Source organism: Rhizobium sp. BK377, assembly GCF_014193935.1.
GTDB lineage: Bacteria > Pseudomonadota > Alphaproteobacteria > Rhizobiales > Rhizobiaceae > Rhizobium.
On record NZ_JACIAC010000011.1, the window covers coordinates 51255 to 74366 of the forward strand.

Annotated in this window: 21 protein-coding genes and 1 pseudogene; 11 read left to right on the plus strand and 11 right to left on the minus strand. The window is 59.7% G+C overall.

The features are described 5' to 3' along the window. Nucleotides 1–50: 50 nt before the first annotated feature. Both FHT92_RS28175 and FHT92_RS28180 read right to left on the minus strand, forming a co-directional pair. Entirely contained in the window at nt 51–698 is a 648-nt protein-coding gene (locus FHT92_RS28175; protein ID WP_183831380.1) for a response regulator transcription factor, read from the minus strand. Continuing rightward, nucleotides 685–2274: an ATP-binding protein gene (locus FHT92_RS28180; protein ID WP_183831381.1), complete on the minus strand. Its 1590-nt coding sequence runs from the start codon at nt 2272–2274 to the stop codon at nt 685–687. The genes FHT92_RS28175 and FHT92_RS28180 overlap by 14 nt, the downstream gene beginning before the upstream one ends. 568 nt (nt 2275–2842) lie before the next feature. Between FHT92_RS28180 and FHT92_RS28185 the strand changes: the two genes are divergently transcribed. Beyond that, nucleotides 2843–3031 (plus strand): GMC oxidoreductase, encoded by a 189-nt coding sequence (locus FHT92_RS28185; RefSeq protein ID WP_246735581.1) that lies wholly within the window; start codon nt 2843–2845, stop codon nt 3029–3031. 54 nt (nt 3032–3085) lie between these two features. Here FHT92_RS28185 and FHT92_RS28190 read toward each other — a convergent pair whose 3' ends face one another. Beyond that, nucleotides 3086–3556, minus strand: a complete 471-nt coding sequence (locus tag FHT92_RS28190) for a cupin domain-containing protein (protein WP_183831383.1) — start codon at nt 3554–3556, stop codon at nt 3086–3088. 217 nt (nt 3557–3773) lie between these two features. Continuing rightward, a pseudogene (locus FHT92_RS28195) lies at nt 3774–3934 on the minus strand (hydroxypyruvate isomerase); the annotation flags it as partial. Nucleotides 3935–4099: 165 nt separating this feature from the next. Here FHT92_RS28195 and FHT92_RS28200 point away from each other — a divergent pair. Together FHT92_RS28200 and FHT92_RS28205 are read left to right on the plus strand one after the other, a co-directional pair. After that, on the plus strand, nt 4100–4888 hold the full coding sequence (locus FHT92_RS28200; RefSeq protein ID WP_183831385.1) for an SDR family NAD(P)-dependent oxidoreductase: 789 nt from the start codon (nt 4100–4102) through the stop codon (nt 4886–4888). A gap of 201 nt (nt 4889–5089) precedes the next feature. Then, nucleotides 5090–5551, plus strand: a complete 462-nt coding sequence (locus FHT92_RS28205) for an RrF2 family transcriptional regulator (protein ID WP_183741628.1) — start codon at nt 5090–5092, stop codon at nt 5549–5551. 58 nt (nt 5552–5609) lie between these two features. On the opposite strand, the gene FHT92_RS28210 is transcribed toward FHT92_RS28205, so the two are convergent. After that, complete coding sequence (locus FHT92_RS28210) at nt 5610–6734, minus strand: acyl-CoA dehydrogenase family protein (protein ID WP_183831387.1); 1125 nt, start codon at nt 6732–6734, stop codon at nt 5610–5612. A 162-nt stretch (nt 6735–6896) separates the two neighbouring features. Between FHT92_RS28210 and FHT92_RS28215 the strand changes: the two genes are divergently transcribed. After that, nucleotides 6897–7673 (plus strand): metallophosphoesterase, encoded by a 777-nt coding sequence (locus tag FHT92_RS28215; RefSeq protein WP_183741624.1) that lies wholly within the window; start codon nt 6897–6899, stop codon nt 7671–7673. Between the two features lie 99 nt (nt 7674–7772). Here FHT92_RS28215 and FHT92_RS28220 read toward each other — a convergent pair whose 3' ends face one another. Both FHT92_RS28220 and FHT92_RS28225 read right to left on the minus strand, forming a co-directional pair. Continuing rightward, nucleotides 7773–10952: an efflux RND transporter permease subunit gene (locus FHT92_RS28220; RefSeq protein ID WP_183741622.1), complete on the minus strand. Its 3180-nt coding sequence runs from the start codon at nt 10950–10952 to the stop codon at nt 7773–7775. Next, entirely contained in the window at nt 10949–12124 is a 1176-nt protein-coding gene (locus FHT92_RS28225) for an efflux RND transporter periplasmic adaptor subunit (protein WP_183831389.1), read from the minus strand. The genes FHT92_RS28220 and FHT92_RS28225 overlap by 4 nt, the downstream gene beginning before the upstream one ends. Before the next feature lie 497 nt (nt 12125–12621). On the opposite strand from FHT92_RS28225, the gene FHT92_RS28230 reads away from it, so the two are divergent. From FHT92_RS28230 to FHT92_RS28240, 3 genes are read left to right on the plus strand one after another with little or no spacing between them, the layout of a single operon-like run. After that, nucleotides 12622–13086, plus strand: coding sequence for a MarR family winged helix-turn-helix transcriptional regulator (locus FHT92_RS28230; protein WP_183741618.1), 465 nt, complete (start codon nt 12622–12624; stop codon nt 13084–13086). Further along, entirely contained in the window at nt 13079–14302 is a 1224-nt protein-coding gene (locus FHT92_RS28235; protein WP_183831391.1) for an HlyD family secretion protein, read from the plus strand. Before FHT92_RS28230 ends, FHT92_RS28235 begins: the two co-directional genes overlap by 8 nt. A 5-nt stretch (nt 14303–14307) precedes the next feature. After that, the gene (locus FHT92_RS28240; RefSeq protein ID WP_183831393.1) at nt 14308–15849 is read left to right on the plus strand and encodes a DHA2 family efflux MFS transporter permease subunit; all 1542 of its coding nucleotides are present in this window, start codon (nt 14308–14310) and stop codon (nt 15847–15849) included. A gap of 15 nt (nt 15850–15864) precedes the next feature. On the opposite strand, the gene FHT92_RS28245 is transcribed toward FHT92_RS28240, so the two are convergent. The 3 genes from FHT92_RS28245 to FHT92_RS28255 form a co-directional block, all read right to left on the minus strand. Then, entirely contained in the window at nt 15865–16479 is a 615-nt protein-coding gene (locus FHT92_RS28245) for a DNA-3-methyladenine glycosylase (RefSeq protein ID WP_183741869.1), read from the minus strand. A 69-nt stretch (nt 16480–16548) separates the two neighbouring features. Next, the gene (locus tag FHT92_RS28250) at nt 16549–16863 is read right to left on the minus strand and encodes a hypothetical protein (RefSeq protein ID WP_183831395.1); all 315 of its coding nucleotides are present in this window, start codon (nt 16861–16863) and stop codon (nt 16549–16551) included. 19 nt (nt 16864–16882) lie between these two features. Next, nucleotides 16883–17797, minus strand: coding sequence for a LysR family transcriptional regulator (locus tag FHT92_RS28255; protein ID WP_183831398.1), 915 nt, complete (start codon nt 17795–17797; stop codon nt 16883–16885). Nucleotides 17798–17917: 120 nt separating this feature from the next. Here FHT92_RS28255 and FHT92_RS28260 point away from each other — a divergent pair, with 120 nt between their 5' ends. Together FHT92_RS28260 and FHT92_RS28265 are read left to right on the plus strand one after the other, a co-directional pair. Continuing rightward, complete coding sequence (locus tag FHT92_RS28260; protein ID WP_183741609.1) at nt 17918–18658, plus strand: SDR family oxidoreductase; 741 nt, start codon at nt 17918–17920, stop codon at nt 18656–18658. Between the two features lie 85 nt (nt 18659–18743). Beyond that, nucleotides 18744–19646 (plus strand): SDR family oxidoreductase, encoded by a 903-nt coding sequence (locus FHT92_RS28265; protein ID WP_183831400.1) that lies wholly within the window; start codon nt 18744–18746, stop codon nt 19644–19646. A 241-nt stretch (nt 19647–19887) separates the two neighbouring features. Here FHT92_RS28265 and FHT92_RS28270 read toward each other — a convergent pair whose 3' ends face one another. After that, nucleotides 19888–20799: a LysR family transcriptional regulator gene (locus tag FHT92_RS28270; protein WP_183831402.1), complete on the minus strand. Its 912-nt coding sequence runs from the start codon at nt 20797–20799 to the stop codon at nt 19888–19890. A gap of 163 nt (nt 20800–20962) precedes the next feature. Between FHT92_RS28270 and FHT92_RS28275 the strand changes: the two genes are divergently transcribed. Next, the gene (locus FHT92_RS28275) at nt 20963–21775 is read left to right on the plus strand and encodes an alpha/beta hydrolase fold domain-containing protein (RefSeq protein WP_183831404.1); all 813 of its coding nucleotides are present in this window, start codon (nt 20963–20965) and stop codon (nt 21773–21775) included. Between the two features lie 46 nt (nt 21776–21821). After that, the gene (locus FHT92_RS28280; RefSeq protein WP_183741601.1) at nt 21822–23012 is read left to right on the plus strand and encodes an efflux RND transporter periplasmic adaptor subunit; all 1191 of its coding nucleotides are present in this window, start codon (nt 21822–21824) and stop codon (nt 23010–23012) included. The last annotated feature ends 100 nt before the right edge of the window (nt 23013–23112 follow it).

Consider the following 23112-nt stretch of genomic DNA (forward strand, 5'->3'; position numbering starts at 1 on the left):
TATTATGGCTGGGAACCGTGTCGCGGTACCATACAAGGGTCTAGGTTCCACTATCTGCCTTCCAACATTTCCGCCTTGCGGACCAGATCGGCCACCGATCGGACCTGCATCTTGCGCATCACATTGCCACGATGCAGCTTCACAGTAATTTCGCTGATGCCGAGGTCGTAGGCGATCTGCTTGTTCATCAGACCCTTGACGACGGCGGCCATCACTTCCCGCTCGCGGGGTGTCAGCGTATCGACAAGTGAGGCGACGGCATCGCTTGCCGCCATTTCCCGTCGGCGGGTCATGTCCTTTTCGATCGCGACGCCGACGGCATCGATGATATCCTGGTCACGGAAAGGCTTGGTGAGGAAATCGACAGCGCCGGCCTTCATCGCGCGCACGCTCATCGGAATATCGCCGAAACCGGTCATGAAGACGATCGGCATCCTGCTGCCGATCCGTTCGAGATGAAGCTGGAAATCCAGCCCGCTCAGGCCTGGCAGGCGCACATCGAGCAGAATGCAGCCCGGCCGGCGCAGGTCTGCGGTATCGAGAAAGGCGGTTGTGGTCGCGAAGGAGGCGGCATCCATCTGGATCGACCGGAAAAGATCGACAAGCGACTCGCGGATGGATTCGTCGTCATCGACGACATAGACGATCGGTGATGCGGACTGCGAGGCTGCCTTCGATGCGGCGCTAGTGTCTTTCATGGTCGTCCTCGATCGGTATGATCATTTCGAAAATGGCGCCCCCTTCGGGATGATTGCCGGCAATCAGCTGGCCGCCTCTGGCTTCCAGTGTGCTGCGGCAGATCGAGAGCCCCATGCCCATTCCGGAGGGCTTGGTCGTGAAGAAAGGGGTGAAAAGCTTCGCCATAGATTCCTCGCTGATACCGGGGCCGAAATCCCTGACGGAGAGGGTGACGAATATATCATCCTTCCTAGCGAGCGAGATCAGAATCTTGCGCCGGTCGATAGCCGTTTCGCGCATGGCCTGCACCGCATTGGTTACAAGGTTGATGAGCACCTGCTGTAGTTCGATGCGGATCGCTTTCACCGTGAGCGGCTCTTCGGCCGGGATCACGTCAAAGTCGACCATGTCGCGCTGGAAGTCGTGCTCCATCAGGGCGCCCGTTTCCTCGATCAGCGTTTCGAGATCGACCTGTTCGGGCGTGCGATCTGTCTGTGTCAGCATCGAGCGGGTATTGTGGATGATTTCGCTTGCCCGCTGGCTGTCGCGGATGATGCGCTCGGCCGAACGCCGCACGGCAGCAAGGTCCGGTGGCTCGCGATTCAGCCATCTGAGCAGCGTCTGGGCGTTGACGACGATGGCGCCGAGCGGCTGGTTGAGTTCATGGGCGAGCGATGCGGAAAGTGTGCCGACGGTTGCTGCGCGTGAGGCCAGGGCCAGTTCATCCTGAGCCTCGCGAATGGCTTTCTGCATCATTTCCCGCTGGGTGATATCCACCATGCCGACAACCACTCGGTTGAAGGCAGTGGGATCTTCCGGAAAACTCATGCTCATGATGACGAGCCTGGTCTCACCGTTTTCCGCGACCAGATTGCCCTTACCCTCGAAATGCCGTTCCCCACAGAAGATGGCATTCATGAGGTCCAGAAAGGTATCGTCATCGGGAGCGATGTAGCGCCGCATCGTGAGCGCCGGCGGGCCGTCACCCACGTGGCCGAGCAGTTCCAGGGCTGCGTCGTTGGAGGCGATCGTTCGAATGAGGCCTGTGCAGGTGGCGATAATGCCTGGATTGGTGCGGTAATATTCTTTGAGATCGGCCACGCCTTCGGCTTTCAAGGACATCAGGAAGGCGCGCACCGCAGAATAATCTCGTTCCCATAGGGCGATACGGCTGTGCTCGAAGATGTAGCGATAGCGTGTTTCGCTGTCGCGCAGGTGCAGGTTGGCTTCGATCAGCCCCGCGCGTGCCGCCTCGTTCCGGAGAATGAGGGCGCAGGTGATGGTGATGGCGGCGAGAGAAACCGCCAGTCGCAACTGGGCTGGAATATCCTCACCGAGACCATGCGAGTAGAAATAGGCAAAGAGGGTAAGGGCGGCACAGACAACGGCCAGGAGCGTGGTGCCCATTCTCGTCAGCATTTCTGCCGACAGCAGGAGCACGATGACATAGAGAACGGCGATGGCGCTTTCGATCTCCGTGAAGGCATCGACATAGAGCACGGCGGCGCCGAGCACCAGTGCGATCAAGCTAAGCGTGATCTCATGCGAGAGCGTTCCCCGGCGATTGACGAGTTTCGATACAATAGATGGTCCCATACCCCCTCGCTATTGGTTCCGGTCTTCTACCCATACCGGCTGGTGTGCGCCACCTTAACGGCGTGTTTATTGGCGCAAAACTATACCAAAGTGTTGAAAGCTTAGGCGAATTGTCTCTACGCTTGAAAAGGAAAGACCGTCCCGGGCGGCGGGACGGTCTCTGGCGGATGGGAGGATCCGCGGGGCTTCGGCGGAGGGGCGCGCCTGCCCGAGGGTGGCAGGGGCGATGCCACCAGCCTGGAACCATCGATGGTCGGGTCGGTTCCGAGCTACGACTACAGGTTAAATCCAAACGTCCTGCGACATAACTATACTTAGGTTTTGGTCCGGCCATACGAACGGCTGGTCGGGTTTCCTGAACGAACAGCTCTGAAGCTTCCCAGCGTGTGGAATAAAACCGCCATCTCATTTTGAGATGGCCGCATCGAATAAACCTATTGTCACAATAGTTTCGCCACGGCGTAGTCTTGGGAGGGAAAACATTTTAGGACATTGCTGTTGAATATGTGCGCTTTGGCCAGACCGGCCTGAAATGCCGCCTTCAGCATAGGCCCAGACGGATGAGGAGTTGCTCAGCTATTTCCGCGGCAATTCCGGTTCGATCTATCACCTTTGTGGATCGGCTGCGGTGGGTCCGGATGCCACGACGTCGGTGGTCGATGCGTCGCCGAAGGTGCATGGGATAAGTGGGCTGCGGATCGTCGATGCCTCGATCTTTCCGAACATCACGGCAGGTAATATCAATGCGCGACGATGATGGTGGCGGAGAAGGGCGCGGCGGCGATCCTCGCCGCAGCCTGAAAGCTGACACTTAATGACGATGGATCGGGTCGATCCACGGTACGTCTTCGGGTTTCTCGACCGGTTCGATATCGAGATTCACGACAACCGGTTCATGGCCTGAGCGCACGACCACGCATTCCAGCGTCTCGTCGCGGTTGGCGTTGATTTCCTGATGCGGCACGAAGGGCGGCACGTAGATGAAATCGCCGGGGCCGGCTTCGGCGGTGAATTCCAGGTTTTCGCCCCAGCGCATACGGGCCTTGCCTTTCACCACGTAGATGATGCTTTCGAGATCGCCGTGGTGATGGGCACCGGTCTTGGCGTTGGCGTTAATCGTTACCGTGCCGGCGCAGATCTTTTCGGCGCCGGCACGCGCGTTGTCGATGGCGGTTGCTCGGTTCATGCCCGGGGTCTGCGCCGTATTCGGATCAAGCGCATTGCCGGGGATGACCTTCACGCCATGTTCGCGCCAGTCGATATGCTTGTGATCGTCGCTCATGCCGCTCCTCCTGCTTTCGAACTCAATCTAGGCAAGGGGGGATCGGTGGCCAAGGGGCGCCTCTCGGATTCGTTGCCGGCAATGGCCCGCTTCCCTTGGGGCGGGCAGCAGCGGGCGGAACATCCTCAGGCATTTGTTGGAGCGATGAAGCGATGTCGGAGTAGCATGTGCCGTCGCGAGGGTCGGGATTGAGAACGGCGGAAATAATGCTCTCAACGGTATCGAGAACAGCGATCATCGGCTCGGCGACGAGGTTTGTCGTCAGACGCCTGAACTCGATGGCCTGAGGCCGGCGGCATCGGCGCGGCGGATGCGATCGGCGAAATGAGCGCCTTCCTCGGCAGACAGCCATTCAATGCAAGCTAAATAAAGACGCATGAAAACTCCTCCACTATGCCTGCAGGCATGGGACAGATCGCGACCTGCGGCAAGAGGGATCAGCTAACGGCACGGATGATTTTCCGCCACGGCTTGACGGGCAGAACCAATGCCGGAAGAGTTGGCGGATCGGCCGGAGCCGCAGGCCGCATTCGGGAGGATTTCATGGATCTGGGATTGAAGGGAAAGACCGCCGTCATCACCGGTGGTTCGGTCGGTATCGGACTTGCCATCGCCGAAGGGCTGGCAGCGGAGGGCGCCAACCTCATTTTATCTGCGCGTGGACGCGAGCGGCTCAATGCTGAAGCTGTGCGTATCGCCGCAAAATATGGTGTCAGCGCCACTGCGGTTGAAAGCGATGTGGCGACCGTCGAAGGCACGGAGGCGATCATCGCGGCGGCAGCCGAACGTGGCGGAGCCGATATTCTCATCAACAATGCCGGCACCGGCTCTAACGAGACGGTCATGGAGGCGCCCGACGAGAAGTGGCAGGCGTATTTTGATCTGCATGTGATGGCCGCCGTGCGCCTTGCGCGCGGAATTGCGCCGCAGATGAAGAAGCGCGGCGGCGGGGTGATCCTTCACAATGCCTCGATCTGCGCCGTGCAGCCGCTGTGGTACGAGCCGATCTACAACGTCACCAAGGCGGCGCTGATGATGTTTTCCAAGACGCTCTCCACCGAGCTCGTCAAGGACAAGATCCGCGTCAATTGCGTCAATGCCGGCCTTATCCTGACGCCTGACTGGATCAAGACCGCCAAGCAACTGACGGCCGAAACCGGCGGCGACTGGGAGGGTTATCTGCAGAGCGTGGCGGACGAACATGCCTCGTCCAAGCGTTTCGGCACGCCGGAGGAGTTGGCGAATTTCTTCGTCTTCCTCTGCTCCGACCGGTCTAGCTATAGCATCGGCTCTACCTATTTCGTCGATGGCGGTATGCTGAAGACGGTCTAAACGCGATTTAATGGTCCTACGCCGCGGGTCTGTGCGGGGCCGGCTGTCAGACGACGGAAGACTTTGTAGGCGCGGTTTTACGGCAACATAGAAGACCGAAATAACCTACTAAAAATGGTTATTTTGTTGTTTCTTCATGGTTCTGACTTTATTTCCCTGTTATTACTGAAGCATAGTGCCGCAAAGTGCAGGGCGACCCAGATGTTGACGAAAAAGGGAAAATACGGACTGAAGGCGCTGGTCGATCTGGCGCGGCTTGCGCCGGGCGAAACCGCCTTCATCAACGATATCGCTTCGCGCAATAATATTCCAAAGAAGTTCCTCGATACGATCCTGCTCGAACTGCGCAATGTCGGCATCCTGCGGTCGAAGAAGGGGCCGGGCGGCGGCTACTCACTTTCGCGGCCTGCGTCGGATATCCGCATCGGTCACGTCATCCGTACGCTGGATGGGCCGCTTGCGCCGATCCGGTGTGCCAGCCGGACGGCTTATGAGGCCTGCGACGACTGCGCCGATCCCGAGACTTGTCAGGTGCGGCGCTCGATGACCGAGGTCCGGGACGCGATCGCCGCCATTCTCGACAACATGACGCTCGAACAGTTCGTTGCCGGCGGCGGCATCGAGACGGTCGAGGAAAAGCTTCCTGTTTCCGCCGCAAGCTGATCCGTCTCATGTTGTTTTCACGCACGCTCCCGCTCAGCATATTGCTGCTGGGACTCCTTCAGCTTTCCCTGATTTTTTGAATATGGGCACCTGCCGCATCGAGCAGCGCCGCACGCGGGATTGCCATGTCGTGAATGCGGGCGTTGCGCCAGTGGCGGTCGAGGTTGAGTACGAGGCTGCCTGTCACGCTGCCTGCCAGTTCGAAGAGGGCATTCGCCGTATCCAACGCCACTTCGGTTGCGCCAAGGCAGACCGATGAGGCCGAGAAATGGGCTTCCGCCATGGCAGTTTCGGTGGGGCTGACCTGCGCGATATCGAGCTTGCGGCCTGCCTGTTCAAGCGCGCCGGTCGCGGTTTCAATGCGGATGGCGTGCTCGCCGATTTTGCCAAGGAGGCCAGAGGGAGCCTTCGCCATGACGAGCAGGTCGGCAAAGGCGGCGCGAGCGATGCCGAGGCTGACGGCCGCCTGCAGCAGAAGTCCCAAGGATTTTTCCGTGGCGTAATCGCCAGACAAAGCGGCGGCAACAGTCTCGGCATTCACATGCAGCTTGCCAGCAACCAGCGTCGCCGCGCCGTTGGTGCGCAGGCCGAAGGCGTCCCAATCGTCCACCGCCTGCAGTTCATCGCTGTCGTGCTGAAGATAGAGAATTGGTCTGCGGCGGTCGGGATCGATCGCTGCTGCGGCAATCCAGTCGGCGAAAAGAATGGCAGTTGCCTGTTCCGATCGGCCTGTCAGGCGAAAGCCGGAGCCCTCGGCAACGAGGCTTGCCTGATCGGCAAAACGGGCAGCAGCGAAACGGTCACCATCCAGCGCGCGGCTGAAAAGGGCGATCTTCAGTTCTTCCGAAGGCTGGCTACGCAGCCCTTCCAGCACCCGGAAGTGAGATGCCAGCACGTTGCCGATCGAGGCGTCGCTTTCGGCGATGATGGCGACGATCTCAGCGAGCAAGGTGTTTGAGATATCGATCCCGGTATATTCGGGGGGAACGGTGATTGCGGTAAGGCCGGATTGCGAGAGCATGTCGAGTTCGGCGTTCGGCATGAGGCGGGTGATGTCCCGTTCGCTTGCCTGCTGGCGAAAGGCGGTGGCAAGCTCGCGGGCCGCGGAGACGGCCTCCTCCTCAGTCTCGATGCGGTGCGCCGGAGAACGCATATTGTCGCGAAGTTGCGATACGGTGCCCATCTGCCACTCTTTCCTAATGCTAAAAAAGTGCGTGATTGCATTGGCTTGCGTAAGGCCGCTTTTTCCACAAAAGTCCGGCTGGGCGAATTTTCTTACCAACTTGATCGCCTTGCCGTATGCTCTACTTATGGTTAAGGGACGGCGAACCGATCAGGAATAATGATGAGCGATTCTCTTGCACGAAGCCGCGAGGGTTCGAAGGCTGGACGTCAGCCGCGTCCGCGCGTGAGCATGGATATAGCCGACATCCCGACCTATGCCATCGGCGACGTGCATGGGCGTCTCGACCTGCTGCAGAAAGCGGAAGAGGCGATCGTACGCGACGCCGAGCATCTGCCGGGAACCAAACTCATCGTCATGCTCGGCGACTATATCGATCGTGGTCCGCAATCCGCACATGTCATCAACCATCTCATGGATCCAGCGCCCGAAGGATTCGAACGCATCTGCCTTGCCGGCAATCATGAGATCGTCATGCTCGACTATATCGACGGCTGGGCATCCTATGACGACTGGATGACCATGGGTGCTGCTGAGCTTCTGCGATCTTACGGCCTCGATCCCGATCATCTGCCTCTCGTCTTCCGCTCGGGTGCGCAGCTCGACGCCTTCATCCGCCAGTCGCTGCCGCATACGCATATCGATTTCATCCGCTCTTTGCCGATCATGCTCGATACGCCCAACGTCGTCTTCGTGCATGCGGGCATCGACCCCCGGGTGCCACTCGACGAGCAGGCCGACGACGACCTGGCCTTTATCCGCCAGCGCTTCCTGGAAAGCCCGCTGCCGCTGCCGAAGCTCATTGTGCATGGCCACACGCCCGGCGACCAGCCGGATGTGCAACCGATGCGGCTGAACCTCGATACCCGCGCCTTCAAGAGCGGCAGGCTCTCCGTCGCCCGCTTCTGGCAGGGACAGGTTTACCTCTTCTCCACCTGAGCCTTAAGGTATTTCCAGTTTTCTTCGAAACACGAAATACTCTCTTTGTTTCACGGAGTTCCGGACGCAAGGTCGCAATGCACTTTTGCTGGAATTGCTCTAGGCAGCATTCTCCTCCGCATCGACGCGGGCCGGCGCTTCTGCCGGCTTTTTACGCCAGCGGCGCAGCACGACGTAAAAGACCGGCGTCAGGAACAGGCCGAAGATCGTCACGCCCAGCATACCGAAGAACACGGCCGTGCCGAGCGATTGACGCATTTCGGCACCTGGGCCGGTGGCGATGGCAAGCGGCAGAACGCCGAAGATGAAGGCGAAGGCCGTCATCAGGATCGGGCGCAGGCGCAGATGACTTGCCTCGATTGCAGCATCAACGACGCTTTTTCCTTCTTCCTCCGCCTGTCTTGCAAACTCGACGATCAGGATAGCGTTCTTCGCCGCAAGGCCGATCAGGACGATCAGGCCGATCTGGGTCAGGACATTGTTGTCCATTCCTCTGAGCCACACGCCGATCAACGCGGCGAGCACTGCGAGTGGGACAATAAGGATGATCGCCAGAGGCAGGACCCAGCTTTCATATTGTGCCGCAAGCGCAAGGAAGACGAAAATGACAGACAGGGCGAAGATGTAGACGGCGGTATTGCCGGTGTGGGTTTCCTGATAGGCAAGCTCCGTCCACTCGAAGGTCGTTCCCGGCGGCAGGATCTGCCCCGCCAGCGCTTCCATCTTCTTGATGGCATCGCCGGTCGATGTGCCGGGCGTCGGATTGCCCTGAAGCGGCACCGAGACATACATGTTGTAGCGCTGGACAAGTGCCGGACCGCTGGAATCCTGGATGTCCATCAGGGTGCCAAGCGGAACCAGTGCGCCGGTTGCCGAGCGAACTTTCAGGGCAAGAATATCGTCCCTGTCCATGCGGTATTGCCGATCGGCCTGGGCGCGAACCTGGTAGACGCGCCCGAACGCATTGAAATCATTCACATAGGCCACACCGAGGTTAATAGAGAGCGCGTTGAAGATGTTGGGGATCGGCACGTTCAGGAAACGTGCCTTGTCGCGGTCGATCGCGAGGAAATATTGTGGGCTCGCATCCGAGAATGTCGTGAAGACGCCTGTCAGACCCGGAGTCGTGGCCGCGGCGCCCATCATCTGGCGGGCCAGACCAAGGACTCGCGTCATGTCCGCGTTTTCAAGATCCGAAATCTGCATCTTGAAGCCGCCGGAATTGCCGACGCCGCGCACCGATGGAGGCGGGATGGCAATGATGAAGGCTTCCTGTATGCTCTGCAGCTTGCCATAGAGCTCGCCGATGATCTTGTTGGCGGTTTCGCCACCTTCCTCACGCTCGGCAAAGGATTTGAACGGGACGAAGACGACGCCAGCATTCGAGGCATTGGTGAAGGTCGCCCCGCTGAAACCGGCAAATTGCACGGCATTGCCCACACCGGGCACCGTGCGGGCAATTTCGCCCACCTGTTTGACGACGGCATCGGTACGCGCCAGCGAGGCGCCGTCCGGAAGCTGGATGACGACGATCGCGTAGCCCTGGTCCATGGTCGGGATGAAGCCGGAGGGAACCTTCTGGCCCATGTACCAGGTCGCGCCCAGCAAGCAGGCGAAGACGACGAGCGAAGAGATCAATCCAACCCAGCTGCTGACCAGATGCCGGACGATCCAGGAATAGCCCGAACTCATTCGATCGAACCCGCCGTTGAAGCCGTTCGCAAGTCCGCTTCCCAGCTGAGAGAAGATATTCTTGCGCTTGGCTTCGTGATCATGGGCTTTCAGCAATATGCCTGCGAGCGCAGGCGAAAGGGTCAGCGAGTTCAATGCGGAAATCGCCGTCGTGACCGAGATCGTCACCGCGAACTGCTTATAAAATTGCCCGGAAATGCCGGGAATGAACGCCGTTGGCACGAATACTGCGATCAACACCAGCGAGATGGCGACGACGGCGGTTCCGACTTCGTCCATCGTGACGTGCGAGGCCTGTTTCGGGGTCATGCCGCGCGCCAGGTTTCGCTCGACGTTTTCCACCACCACGATCGCGTCGTCGACGACGATACCGATCGCCAGCACGAGACCGAACAAGGTGAGCATGTTGAGCGAGAAGCCGAAGGCGAGCAGGACGGCGAAAGTACCGATCAGCGATACGGGGATGGCGATGATCGGAATGAGGGCGGTTCGCCAGGATTGCAGGAAGACGAGGACGACGATCGCCACGAGGATCGCGGCTTCGGCAATGGTCCTGTAGACCTCATTGATGGAATCCGAGATGAATTCGGTCGTATCATAGATGATACGGTACTCCAGACCCTGCGGGAAATTTTGAGACAGGTCCTTCATGATGCTTTGGATCTGATGGGCCGTGTCCAGTGCATTGGTTCCCGGCCGGGCGAATATGCCGAGAGCAACTGCGGGGTCGTTGTTGAGATAGCTGTTGGTGACGTAATCCTGTGCACCGAGCTCGATACGGGCGACATCCTGCAAGTTTACAAGCCGGCCGCCGGCTGTCGATTTCACGATGACGTAGCGAAACTGGCGCACGTCCGAGAAGCGTCCGTCCGTGCGCACCGTATATTCAAAAGCATTCTTGCCGGTCACGGGCGGGGCGCCGATCTTGCCGCCTGACACCTGGACGTTCTGGTCTCTCAACGCCGCAACAACGTCGTCAGATGTCATTCCGTAGGCGGAGAGCTTTTCCGGATCCAGCCAGATTCTCATCGAATACTGGCGCTCGCCGAAGAGCTGCACATCGCCGACGCCGTCAAGGCGCACGAGAACGTCGCGTATGCGGTTACGAGCGTAGTTCGAGACATAGAGCTGGTCATAGCGGTGCGACGGCGACAAAAGGTGCACCACCATCATCAGGTCAGGCGAGCTCTTGTCGGTGGTCACGCCAAGCCGCTGGACTTCCTCGGGAAGACGGGGCAGGGCGATGGAAACGCGGTTCTGCACAAGAACCTGAACCTTATCGAGATCGGTACCGAGCTTGAAGGTGATCGTCAGCGACATGGCGCCGTCGGCGCTGGAATAGGAAGACATATAAAGCATGTCTTCGACGCCGTTGATCTGCTGTTCGAGCGGGGTCGAAACCGTGTCGGCGATCGTCTGCGGATCGGCGCCTGGATAGGAGGTGCGCACGACGATGGTCGGAGGCGCGATCTCCGGATATTGTGAGACCGGCAATTGCGTATAGGCGATGCTGCCGACGACGAGCAGAACGATCGAGATGACCGCCGCAAAAATCGGCCGGTCGACGAAGAAATGGGCAAATCTCATTGGCCGCTCTCCGCACCGGCGGCTTCCGGCGGCGCGTCTGTCCGCTCCTTCGGCAGTTCGGTCATCTGAGATGTTACCTTTGCGCCGGGCCGGGCGCGTATCAGGCCGTTGACGATGATCGTCTCGGTGCCGTCAAGGCCTTCGCGGATCACGCGATAGCCGTAGAGCCGCGGACCGGGCCTCACGGGCTTGGTCGAGACCGTGCCGTCTGCGCCGACGACATAAACGACGCGCTCATTCTGGTCCGAGCCGATTGCCTCGTCAGGGACGAGAATGGCCTGATAGGTGTTGGAGGCTTCGACCTCGATGCGGCCGAAGAGGCCGGGCTGAAGGACGAGATCGGGGTTGGGGAAGCGGGCACGCAGACGAATGGTGCCACTCTCATTGTCGATCCGGTTCTCGGCGAAATCGAGTTTTCCCTTGAAGGGCTTGGCATTCGGATCCGAGATCGTGACCGTCACATCCAGTCCGCCACCCCCCTGCTGGAGATCCTTGCCGAGCTTGCGTGCCGTGTCGGCGAAATTCAGCAGGCGGCGCTCGTCGACGTCGAAATAGAAATCGATCGGGTCGAGTGAGACGATCGTCGTCAGCACCGTCTGATCTGTCTGCACGAGGTTGCCGGCGGAGATCAGGCGGCGGTCGATGCGGCCGCTGAGGGGCGCGGCGATCTCGGTATACTCCATGTCGAGAGCCGCACGATCGGCTGCAGCCTGCGCGCCGCGGACATTGGCCTGTGCCGAATCGAATTCGCGGCGGCGATCGTCCAGCGTCTGCGCCGACTGGCTGCCGCTCGAAGCAAGTGACTGGGCCCGCTTATACTGAGCATCGGCAAAGACCAGAGCCGATTTCGACGCCTCGAGCGCAGCATTGGCCTGATTGAGCGCGGTTACGAACGGCCTCTGATCGATGACAAAAAGCCGGTCGCCCTTCTTCACCAGGGCACCGTCGGTGAAGTCGATTTCCTGCAGGTAACCACCGACGCGCGAGCGGACGGAAACCTCGTCGACAGGCTCGAAGCGGCCGATGAACTCATCATTGTCGACCACATCGCGCACGACGGGCTTGGCGACGGTGACGGGCGGGGGAGCAGGCGCCTGCTGCGCCTCAGCAATGAGCGGCAGGAAGGCCGCAAAGCAGCCGAGCGCCAGTGTCTGTCGAAGCGAATAAGCCATTCCGGTCCCCCTTGCGGGCGGCCGAATGCAGCCGCCTGAACCTATGCCTAAGATAAGCTGTTCATGTCTGCTGGAACGAAAGCATGAGCCTCGTCCTAAGTCCGAATTCTACTCATGCGTGGCTGCCGGGAAGATGACAGATGCAAAACCAGCATCTCTAAATCAACCGGAGGGAGAAATTCTGCTTCTCCGTAACCCTCTGAAGGCAGACTATAAACGGGAGAATCCAAAAATTGCAAATGCCAATTGAGTGCACGGATTTGGAGTTCGGCAAACTCCCAGCATTTCCGGTGATATGCCACTTCATCACATTGTGGAGACGAATTTGCCCGCTGCTTGAACTTTTCAAAGACCGAAACGAAGGCTCTGCTTGGCCGTGAGCGCTGCGGCATTTTGGCCGCAGGTGCGGAATCTTACGGTTGCATCCTTGTGCATTGCATATGCTCAATATATGTACCGATATCATAAGGGTGCTTATTAATAGCCGGCGAAGGTACATGACCAACAATCCAACACTCGGTTTTCTTCTGCACGACGTTGCCCGTCTGCTGCGCAAGCGGTTCGAGCAGCGCGCAAAGGACCTTGGGTTGACACGGTCTCAGTGGCAGACGCTTGCCTATCTCGCCAACAATGAGGGCATCCATCAGAGCGGGCTTGCCGAAATCCTCGAAATCGAGCCGATCACGCTGGTCCGCATCCTCGACAAGCTCGCCGAGCGCGGCCTGATCGAGCGCCGCCAGCACCCGACCGACCGGCGCATCTGGCTGCTTTACATGCGCGAAGCTGCTCATCCGATTCTCGCCGAAATGCGAAAGATCGGTGACGTGACACGCGGCGAAGCGCTGGAAAGCATCGCACCCGAACAGCGCGAGCAGCTTTTCCATATCCTATCCGTAATGAAGACGAACCTGGTGCAGGCGTGCCGGTCCCCGGTCGCCGAGAATGAGACGAAACATGGCTGATCAATCCTCCCTGCGCGTCGTGTCCGACGCGAATGCCAAGAATCCTGCCGAAGAAAAAGAAATTCCCCAACAACCGGAAACGGTGGCTGAGGCGCCTTCATCCAATTCAGCGCCCGCGGCCGCCGCGGTGGCTGCGCCTGGCGGCAACAAGGTCCGCCGCCGGCGCAGCTTCACCCGACCCGTCCTATTTGCCCTGCTGCCCGTCGCGCTCGTCGTCGGCGGCTACTATTACGTCAACGGCGGTCAGGTCATGTCGACCGACAATGCCTATATACAGGCCGATATGGTGGGTATCACGACCGACGTTTCCGGTATCGTCGCGCAGATAAACGTGCATGAGAACGAGCAGGTCAAGGCCGGACAGGTGCTCTTCAGCCTGCAATCGGACGCCTTCAGGATCGCGCTTGATGGCGCCAAGGCGCAGCTCGGCGCACAGCGCAACCAGATCATGAACCTCAAGGCCAGCTATCAGCAATCGCTTGCCGAGATCACCCAAGCTGAGGCCGATCTGCCCTATTACCAGGATCAGTTCGACCGGCAGCAGAATCTTGTCAACAACGGCAGCGCGACCCAGTCGGCCTATGACGAAGCCAAGCACAATCTCGAGGCTGCGCAGCAGAAAGTTTCCGTCGCCAAGGCGGAAGCAGCAACGACGCTTGCCCAGCTCGGCGGGAGTGCCGACCAGCCGGTCGAAGAAAACCCGCTCTATCTGCAGGCCAAGTCGCAGGTCGACAATGCCCAGCGCGAGCTTGATCACAGCGTGGTCAGGGCGCCCTTCGACGGCATTGTCACCAATGTGAATGCGCTGCAGGTCGGCTCCTACCTCCAAGCTTCGCAGCAGGCCTTTTCGCTGGTTTCGACCTCGCATCTGTGGATTGCCGCAAGTCCGAAGGAGACGGAACTTACTTACGTGAAGCCCGGCCAAGCGGTAGATATCTATGTCGACACCTATCCGGGCGTCCTATGGAAGGGAAAGGTCGAGAGCATCAGCCCGGCATCGGGTTCTTCCTTCTCACTGCTGCCGGCGCAGAACACCACCGGCAACTGGGTAAAGGTCGTACAGCGCATTCCGATGCGCATCAGCATCGACAACTCTCAGGGCAAGCCACCGCTTCGCGTCGGCATGAGCACGGTCGTCGATGTCGATACCGGCCATGCGCGGGGCCTGCCTGACTTCGTCAGCAAGTTTCTGGGCGACATCAAGAGCCACGAGTAACGGCTATGAGTAATGCTCCGTCATCACCGGCAATCCCGGTTGCCAATCGCGGCGCGATCACGGCCTGCGTAATCCTGGCCGTCATTATGCAGGCGCTGGATACGACGATCGCCAACGTGGCGCTGCCTTACATTCAAGGCAGCGTTTCGGCGTCCGCCGACCAGATCAATTGGGTTTTGACCTCCTACATCGTCGCGGCCGCGATCATGACGCCGCCGTCGGGCTTTCTTGCTGCCAAGTTCGGCCGCAAGCGCGTGCTGTTGACGGCGATTGTGGGCTTCGTCGTCGCCTCCGTGCTTTGCGGTCTGGCGCAATCGCTGCCGCAGATTGTTGCTTTCCGTCTGCTGCAGGGCCTGTTCGGCGCCTCGCTAGTTCCGCTTTCCCAGGGCATCCTTCTCGACATTTATTCCGTCGAGGAGCGCGGTTCGGCCATGGCCCTATTCGGCGTCTCGGTCATGGTCGGGCCGGTTCTGGGTCCTGTCATCGGCGGCTGGCTGACCGACAATATCAGCTGGCGCTGGGTCTTTTACATCAACGTGCCGATCGGTGCGCTCGCCTTTGCCGGCATCGTCATCTTCGTTTCAGAGACGAAGAGGGATGCGCTCGCCAAGCTCGACTGGTTCGGCTTCGGGATGATGAGCCTGTTCATTGCCGCGCTCCAGCTCTTCCTCGACCGCGGCGAGCAGCTTGACTGGTTTTCCTCCGGCGAAATCGTCATCGAAGCGATTGTCTGTGCCGCAGCCTTTTATCTGCTCCTGGTGCATACGCTGACGGCGGAGAAATCCTTCGTCAATCCGCGGCTGTTCCTCGACCAGAATTTCACCGTCAGCATGATCTTCATCTTCGTGATCGGCATCACCTATCTCGCCTCGCTGGCGCTGATGACGCCATATCTGCAGACGCTGATGGGCTATCCGGTCATCACGGCGGGCATCGTCATGGGGCCGCGCGGCCTGGGGACCATGCTCTGCATGTTCATCGTCGGCCGGCTGATCGGCAAGGTGGATACGCGCTGGCTGCTGCTGCTCGGTCTCGGCCTGACGGCCTGGGCAATGTATGACATGACTGGCTGGACGCCTGACGTTTCGCAGTGGACGATCGTTTCGGTCGGCTTCATCCAGGGTGCCGGCCTCGGCTTCCTGTTCGTACCGTTGACGACAATCGCCTTTGCGACGCTGCCGGCGCAGATGCGCGGCGACGGGACCGGCCTCTACAACCTGTCGCGTAATATCGGGTCCTCTGTCGGCATCTCGATCGTCTCGGCGCTGATCGTCGAGAACACGCAGAGCAATCACGAGTCAATCGCAGCCTATGTGACGCCGTTCAACCACGCTTTCAATGCCACGGCGGCACAAGGCCTCAACCCGCTGACGGCGGTCGGCCGCGCGGCGCTTAACGACGTCATCACGCTGCAGTCGACAATCATTGCCTATATGGACGACTTCAAATTGCTGATGCTGATGTCGCTTGCCGTCATGCCACTGGTCCTGTTGCTGCGCAAGCCGAAGGCTGCGCCCGCCATGGACCATAGCGCCGTCATGGAATGAGGTTGAAGGTTCCCATTAGCGGAACGGCTTGCTCAGATATCGCGATCCCTGAATGCCGAAGCGCCATGGTGCTTCGGCATTTTTCGTAATGCCGATCCGCTTGCCTGAGACGATGGGCACAGGAGCGGAAGGCGAGATCGCATAGGGTGGCCGGTCGAGCGTCCGATCGTTGACGGAGATATCGATGTCGAGTGCCTGGCAGAGTTTGCCTGGGCCGCTGCAGAGCTGGGTCAGCACATCGGTGCCGCGCCGCTCCATCATGGCCGGCAGGCCGATTTCCGGCTCCAGCGCACGGATCAGCACTGCCGAGCCCGGTGTACAGACGAAGTTCAGGCACCAGTACATGCCGTAGATGCGGTAGATATAGACATTGCCTGGGCGACCGTACATGGCGCCGTTGCGCTTGGTCGGGCCGCGGAAACTGTGGGAGGCCTCGTCATCGGGGTAATAGGCTTCCGTTTCGGTAATGCGCCCGCCTGCGTCGTTAACCGTCAGATGGCAACCGAGCAGGTCGCGGGCGACCTCGACCGCATCGCGTTCGAAGAAATGGCGCAGGCTTTCCCCGGCAAGCGGACCGGCGCCGATCGCGCCATTGATCGTCTCTATGCTCATGGAGAGTGGCGATAGCATTCCCATCGACGATCTGTCACCCGAACAATGTATGGCTTATGATCTCGTCAGTATCATTTTGGCACGGATTCAGTGGCCGGCATTGGGGTCGCGCATTGGAATGGAGGATACGGTGACGGAAACCGGATCGCTTGCCGGGAAGGAATCTTCGAGGCCTTCGTTCAGTTCTTCCTCCAGCAGAGCGGCATCCTTGCTGCGGGCGCTGTCGCCGTGGACAGGTTCGAGTCCGGAAGAAAGCAATGCTTTTGCCCTGGCTACGGCATTTTCGTGCGTGAGGTCGGGGGCGCTGCGCAGCGTGACTGCTATCCTGTCTTCACCCTCGTTGCCGAACTCGACGACGAAGCCCTCATCCGTCTGGTAAACCATGATGTCGCTGAGTGCCATACTCGCTCCTCCGAGAACGCTAATATGAGTGAAGCGTGTTTTCGGAGTTTTGTCGAGCGAAGACCTTCACCAGCCAGTCTATGAAGACGCGCACGCGCGGCGAGAGCTGGCGGTTGCGCGGATAGAGCAGCGAGACCGGCGTCGGCGTGAGCGGAAAATCAACAAGAACTTGGACGAGGGTGCCGGCGGCAAGATCCTGTTCGGCGTGGTAACGCGGGATCTGGATCATGCCGAGACCCATACGTGCGGCGGAGATGTAGCTTTCGGCTGCGTTGACGGTCACGGTTGCGGGAATGGTGATGTTGTGGATGCTTCCATCGACGATGAATTCCAGGGGCAGGGGGCCGGTGCTGCCGGTCGCGCGGAAGCCGACCATGCGATGCGCATCCAGCCTGTCGGGATGTTCGGGCTGACCGAAAGCAGCGACATAGGACGGCGAGGCGAGGGTGATCTCTTCCAGCATGGTGACGCGCCGGGCGACCATGTCGCTGTCCTGCGGAGTACCGACACGCAGAACGCAATCGATGCCCTCGCGCACCAGATCCACCAGTCGGTCGCCCTCACTCATATAGAACTCGATATCAGGGTAGGCTTCCAGAAAGGACGGCAGGCTCGGCAGCACGAAATGGCGGGCGAGCGTGCCGTGGACGTCTACCCGCAGCAGGCCTTTCGGTTTGGCACCGGCAAAGGCACCCTCCGCGTCTTCGATGTCGGCGAGGATCGACAGACAACGCTGGTAGTATGCCTCGCCGTCGAGTGTCGGGCTGACATGGCGCGTGGTGCGCTGAAGCAGGCGCACACCGAGGCGGGCTTCCAGTTGTTTGACCGCGTCGGTCACCGTCGAGCGCGGCAGGCCGGTATCTTCGGCCGCGAGCGTGAAGCTGCGGCGTTCCACGACGCGGGAAAAGACCCGCATGGCATCAAATCTGTCCATGTTATTTGTTCGCATTCGCCGGATAGTGATGCCGAATAATGGCCGATTATCCGCAAAGTGAAAAGGGGCATCTTCTTCTCATCAAAAGGGCGCTGCGGCGCCGAACCAAAGGAGAAGAACATGTCTGCTAATCAAAACAAGGTCGCTCTCGTTACCGGCGCTTCCCGTGGCATCGGTGCTTCGATTGCTGAGCGACTAGCAAAGGACGGCTTCACCGTCGTCATCAACTATGCCGGCAATGCCGCTCTTGCCGAAGAACTGGCGCAAAAAATCGAAAAAGCTGGCAGCAAGGCACTGACGGCACAAGCTGACGTCGCCGATGCTGACGCCGTGCGCCGCATGTTCGATGCTGCAGAAGCAGCCTTCGGCGGTATCGACGTTCTCGTCAACAACGCCGGCATCATGTTGCTTTCGCGCCTTGCCGATGTCGACGACGCGACGTTCGACCGCCAGATCAGCATCAATCTCAAGGGCACGTTCAACACGCTGCGCGAAGCTGCCAAGCGTCTGCGTGACGGTGGCCGGGTCATCAACTTCTCGAGTTCGGTCGTCGGCTTGAAGCCGGAAACCTACAGCGTCTACGCTGCCACGAAAGCCGCCGTCGAGACGATGGGCGCTATCCTGTCCAAGGAAATGCGCGGCCGCCAGATCACCGTCAACACGGTCGCGCCAGGCCCGACAGCCACCGACCTCTTCCTTAACGGCAAGTCCGATGAGCTGATCGATCGTCTTGCCAAGGCAAACCCGCTCGAACGTCTCGGCACGCCCGAAGACATTGCAGCCGTCGTTGCCTTCCTTGCCGGCCCGGATGGGGCCTGGATCAATGGTCAGGTACTGCGCGCCAACGGCGGCATGGTTTGACATTGAATTCGTGGCGGCATGACGCGTCGCCACGCTCTTCCCTCGCATTCTTTCAACCAACCACTCTCACAGAAGGAATAGGACCATGAGCAGACAAGTCATCGTCATCACCGGCGCCTCCAGCGGTTTCGGCGCTCTTACCGCCCGCGCGCTCGCCAGGGCCGGCCACACGGTTTATGCCTCGATGCGTGAAACCCAAGGCCGCAACCGGCCGCAGGTCGAGGCCGTCGAAGCCTTCTCCAAAGAAAACGGTGTCGATCTGAAGGTCGTGGAACTGGATGTCGCCTCCGATGTCTCGGTCGAAGCTGGTATCGCCAAAGTGATTGCCGCCGAGGGTCATATCGATACCATCGTCCACAATGCCGGGCACATGTCCTTCGGCCCGGCTGAGGCCTTCACGCCGGAGCAATATGCCGAACTTTTCGATATAAACGTGCTCTCGACCCAGCGTGTGAACCGCGCGGTGTTGCCGCATCTACGCAAGCAGGGCAAGGGCTTGGTCGTCTGGGTCTCCTCCTCGAGTACTCGAGGCGGCACGCCTCCCTACCTTGCTCCCTATTTCGCTGCCAAGGCTGCTATGGATTCGCTTGCCGTCTCCTATGCTGGTGAACTGACCCGGTGGGGTATCGAAACCGCAATCATCGTTCCCGGCGCTTTCACCAGAGGTACGAACCACTTCGCTCATGCTGGCTCACCTGCCGATACGGCCCGCGTCGCCGAATATAGCCAAGGTCCGTACAGGGATGGGCCGGAACAGGCGCTGAAAGGTCTTGCCTCGCTCGAACCTGCCGATGCGGATGCCGCTACTGTTGCGACCGCCATCGTCGATGTGGTGAATATGCCTTTCGGCAAACGGCCGTTCCGCACCCATATCGATCCATCGGAAGACGGCGCAGAAATCGTCAATGGCGTTGCCGACCGCGTTCGCGCCGAACTCTTCCGCCGCATCGGCCTCGAGGATTTGCTGAAAGCCGTTGTCAGGAAATAACCGTCTGTAGCAAACTTGTGAACGGTCTGTTGGGTGCACCCCCTTATTATCTGGCGCAGCGCACCTATATCAAAATGGACGGAGGCGGACGGTATCTGCCGTCAGCCTCCCGACCTCCACTCCAGGGCCTGCCGCGCCTTTCCTGCGGTGCGACAGGCCTTCAAGTTTCAGACATCAGATCAAGGCCCGTGACGGTTATCCCTCCCATCACGGGCCGCTCTCCTCTGCGAATGATCTTTTGTCAGCGGGCGTTCAGTTTCGCGTCCGCCAGCAGTTTCACCAGCCAGTCGACGAAGACGCGAACCTTGTTGCTGAGGTGCCGGTTCGGCGGATAGACGACGTAGAGAGGCAGCGACTCGCGCGTCCATTCCGTCAGGGTCTGAACCAACTCGCCTTTCGCAAGTGGTTCACGCGCCATGAACACGGGGATTTGGGCAAGGCCGAGACCTGCGAGCGCTGCGGTCATGTAGGTGCGGCTGTCGTTGACCGAGAGAATGTAGCGCGGATTGACCTCGACAACCTCATTATCCTTGCGGAATTCGAACGGTACCGTACGATTGTTCTGAGCGCGGAAATAACTGACGGAATAATGTTCGGTTTCAAGCTCTTCCGGCCGCTGCGGCAGGCCGAATTTTTCCACATAGAGAGGCGCGGCGCAGGTGATCATCTCGATCTCCGAGACGCGCCTTGCAATGAGCGACTGATCGGCCGGCGTGCCAGCTCGCAGCGCGCAGTCGACGTTTTCAGCGAGATAATCGACGGTGCGGTCACCGACGCCGAGGTCGATGCGGATATCGGGATAACGCTGATAAAAATCACAGAGCGCCGGCACCAGAATGGAATCGGCAAAGGCGCCTGCCATCTCGACGCGCAGCCTGCCCGTCGGCAGGCTTTGGGAGTTTGAAAGACTGCCGTCCAATTCCTCGAGTTCGGAAATGATCTGCGCGGCGCGTTCGTAATAAAGTGCGCCATCCGTCGTCACCATGACCCGGCGTGTCGTGCGATTGAGGAGCTTGGTGCGCAGATGCGCTTCCAGCCCCTGAATGAGATTGGTCACCGTAGCCTTGGGCATGGCGAGCATGTCGGCGGCGCGGGTGAAATTGCCGGTCTCCACCACGCGGATGAAGACGCGCATAGCCGAGAGCTGATCCATCGGTTCAATTCCGCAGTTTGCATTGCAACATTGTTCAGGATTTGGAATAGTGTTATCGCGATATCGCTTCTTATTCCCCGATTTGAATAACAATATGTTTTTGGTTCAAAATGCAAGAGGCGGCTGTTGTCCGCCTATCGCAAGCAGCGAAGAGATAGAGACTATGGTGCCCGAAATCAAAGACATGATGCTGGAAAAGGTGGCTGCTGGCCCCGTTTCCGCGCGCGTCTATATGGGCGCCGATTTCGGCAAGGGTCCGCCGATCGTCCTCTATCTGCACGGCGGGGCGTTTCTCGACAGCGACCCTAAGGCCGATCGCCCGATTGCACAGAGCCTGGCAAAGGCAGGTGCGATTGTCGTTTCCGCCGACTACAGCACCCTTTCGGACAATGTCTTTCCAAAGGCGCTCGAAGTTTCCTTCTCGATCTTTTCTTACCTCGCTCTCAAGAAAGCTGGCCTGGGGGACCGTAAGTCGCTGCTCTTCGTTGCCGGCGAAGAGGCGGGCGGTAACGTCGCCGCCGGTGTCGCGCTGAAAGCGCGTGACCAGATGCCGGATGTGCTCGACGGCCAGATCCTGCTTTCTCCTCTTCTCGATCCTTTCATGGGGACGTCCTCGATCCGCAAGGCGGACAAGGTCGGCATGCGCCAGCGCTGGACGGAAGGCTGGAGCCATTACCTGAGCGGCGGCGGCTGCCATCCCTATGCTGCGCCGTGCCTGTGCTCGCGTATATCGGGCGTTGCACCGGCCCTGATTTTTACGGCGGAGGATGATCCGCTGCACGACGAAACCATCGGTTATGCCGCTCGCCTCAAGAAGGCAGGCGTTGGCGTGCGCCAGCATGTTCTTCCCGCCGGGACAGGCTGGCCTTCCATTTATGGCGGAAAATCTGAGGGAACTTCGAGCTGGCAGGACAACGTCAGCCGCCACTTCGGGGATTTCCTTCAGGACGTGAGCGTTCAGCCACTATTGCATTGACGACGAACTGATTTTTACGGCCATTTGGGCCGCAAGGAGAGTACCAATGACGTCCAAAAATAAACGCTGGGCCCTTGTGGGCGCTGGCCTGGGCCTCGCTGCGTCCGTTTCAGCAACGGCCATCTTTTTCGAACTGCCGATGAGCGCAACCGCTACGGCCGCCTCAGAGCCTGCACAGCCTCCGGCCGTGCCGGTGACCGTCGCTGTCGTCGCCAGCCGCGACGTGACGAACTGGGAGAGCTTCTCCGGTCGTCTGGAGGCCATCGATCGCGTGCAGATCCGTCCTCGCGTCGGGGGTGCGATCCAATCCGTGCATTTTCGCGAAGGCGCTTTGGTGAAGCAGGGCGACTTGTTGTTTGCCATCGATCCTGCTCCCTATCAGGCGGCGGTCTCGCAGGCACAGGGTCAGGTCGCTTCAGCCGAAGCCAAGGTCAGCCTGGCGCAGACCGAACTCGATCGCGGCCGCCGTCTCTCGGACAACCGAACGATCTCGCAGAGCGATCTCGACCAGCGCCAGAGCACACTGGCCGAAGCCAGGGCGAGCTTGCGCTCTGCGCAGGCGGCGCTGCAGTCCGCTCAACTCGATCTTGATTACACCCAGGTACGTGCTCCGGTTTCCGGGCGTATCGGCAAGATCGAGGTCACGGTCGGCAACATTGTCGCGGCCGGTTCGGCTTCACCTGAGCTGACGACGCTGGTCTCCGTCGATCCGATCTATGCAAGCTTCAATGCAAGTGAAGAGATGGTCACGAAGGCTCTTTCAGAGCTTCCGGCAACTGATGCCGCATTGCCGGCTGTTGAACAGATTCCGGTTGAAATCGGCACGCTTGCCGATGAGGGAACGCCGATCAAGGGCAAGCTTCAGCTCGTCGACAATGAAGTCGATGCTGCCAGCGGCACCATTGCAGTGCGAGCAGTCTTCGACAATCCCGGCGGCAAACTGATCCCCGGCCAGTTCGTTCGGGTGCGCATGGGCCAGCCGAAGGCCGAGAACAAGATCGTCATCAGTGACCGCGCTGTCGGAACCGACCAGGACAAGAAATTCGTCTTCGTCGTCGACGGTGAGAACAAGGTCAACTACCGGCAGATCAAGCTCGGTTCGCTGTTCGATGGCCAGCGCGTGGTCGAAGGGGGCCTCGAAGTCGGCGACAAGATCGTCGTCAACGGCCTTCAGCGTATTCGTCCGGGTGCAGTCGTAGCACCTCAGATGGAAGAGAAGGTCGCGACCGCTCAGTAAGAGTTGAGCCTCCTTCCCTCGGGGAGGCGGCCCTTACGCCAAATAACATGACCTGCCGGTGCGCCTTGGAGCCGCCGGCGAGGGACTTTGCATCCATGTT

What these genes read in the sequence shown, in the direction of transcription:
- FHT92_RS28215 (WP_183741624.1), top strand. Translation starts at nt 6,897, where the DNA reads ATGAGCGATTCTCTTGCACGAAGCCGCGAGGGTTCGAAGGCTGGACGT.
- FHT92_RS28190 (WP_183831383.1), bottom strand. Translation starts at nt 3,556, where the DNA reads ATGAGCGACGATCACAAGCATATCGACTGGCGCGAACATGGCGTGAAG.
- FHT92_RS28180 (WP_183831381.1), bottom strand. Translation starts at nt 2,274, where the DNA reads ATGGGACCATCTATTGTATCGAAACTCGTCAATCGCCGGGGAACGCTC.
- FHT92_RS28245 (WP_183741869.1), bottom strand. Translation starts at nt 16,479, where the DNA reads ATGCTATCGCCACTCTCCATGAGCATAGAGACGATCAATGGCGCGATC.
- FHT92_RS28275 (WP_183831404.1), top strand. Translation starts at nt 20,963, where the DNA reads ATGGTGCCCGAAATCAAAGACATGATGCTGGAAAAGGTGGCTGCTGGC.
- FHT92_RS28235 (WP_183831391.1), top strand. Translation starts at nt 13,079, where the DNA reads ATGGCTGATCAATCCTCCCTGCGCGTCGTGTCCGACGCGAATGCCAAG.
- FHT92_RS28225 (WP_183831389.1), bottom strand. Translation starts at nt 12,124, where the DNA reads ATGGCTTATTCGCTTCGACAGACACTGGCGCTCGGCTGCTTTGCGGCC.
- FHT92_RS28260 (WP_183741609.1), top strand. Translation starts at nt 17,918, where the DNA reads ATGTCTGCTAATCAAAACAAGGTCGCTCTCGTTACCGGCGCTTCCCGT.
- FHT92_RS28250 (WP_183831395.1), bottom strand. Translation starts at nt 16,863, where the DNA reads ATGGCACTCAGCGACATCATGGTTTACCAGACGGATGAGGGCTTCGTC.
- FHT92_RS28270 (WP_183831402.1), bottom strand. Translation starts at nt 20,799, where the DNA reads ATGGATCAGCTCTCGGCTATGCGCGTCTTCATCCGCGTGGTGGAGACC.
- FHT92_RS28210 (WP_183831387.1), bottom strand. Translation starts at nt 6,734, where the DNA reads ATGGGCACCGTATCGCAACTTCGCGACAATATGCGTTCTCCGGCGCAC.
- FHT92_RS28255 (WP_183831398.1), bottom strand. Translation starts at nt 17,797, where the DNA reads ATGGACAGATTTGATGCCATGCGGGTCTTTTCCCGCGTCGTGGAACGC.
- FHT92_RS28230 (WP_183741618.1), top strand. Translation starts at nt 12,622, where the DNA reads ATGACCAACAATCCAACACTCGGTTTTCTTCTGCACGACGTTGCCCGT.
- FHT92_RS28280 (WP_183741601.1), top strand. Translation starts at nt 21,822, where the DNA reads ATGACGTCCAAAAATAAACGCTGGGCCCTTGTGGGCGCTGGCCTGGGC.
- FHT92_RS28220 (WP_183741622.1), bottom strand. Translation starts at nt 10,952, where the DNA reads ATGAGATTTGCCCATTTCTTCGTCGACCGGCCGATTTTTGCGGCGGTC.
- FHT92_RS28240 (WP_183831393.1), top strand. Translation starts at nt 14,308, where the DNA reads ATGAGTAATGCTCCGTCATCACCGGCAATCCCGGTTGCCAATCGCGGC.
- FHT92_RS28200 (WP_183831385.1), top strand. Translation starts at nt 4,100, where the DNA reads ATGGATCTGGGATTGAAGGGAAAGACCGCCGTCATCACCGGTGGTTCG.
- FHT92_RS28265 (WP_183831400.1), top strand. Translation starts at nt 18,744, where the DNA reads ATGAGCAGACAAGTCATCGTCATCACCGGCGCCTCCAGCGGTTTCGGC.
- FHT92_RS28205 (WP_183741628.1), top strand. Translation starts at nt 5,090, where the DNA reads ATGTTGACGAAAAAGGGAAAATACGGACTGAAGGCGCTGGTCGATCTG.
- FHT92_RS28175 (WP_183831380.1), bottom strand. Translation starts at nt 698, where the DNA reads ATGAAAGACACTAGCGCCGCATCGAAGGCAGCCTCGCAGTCCGCATCA.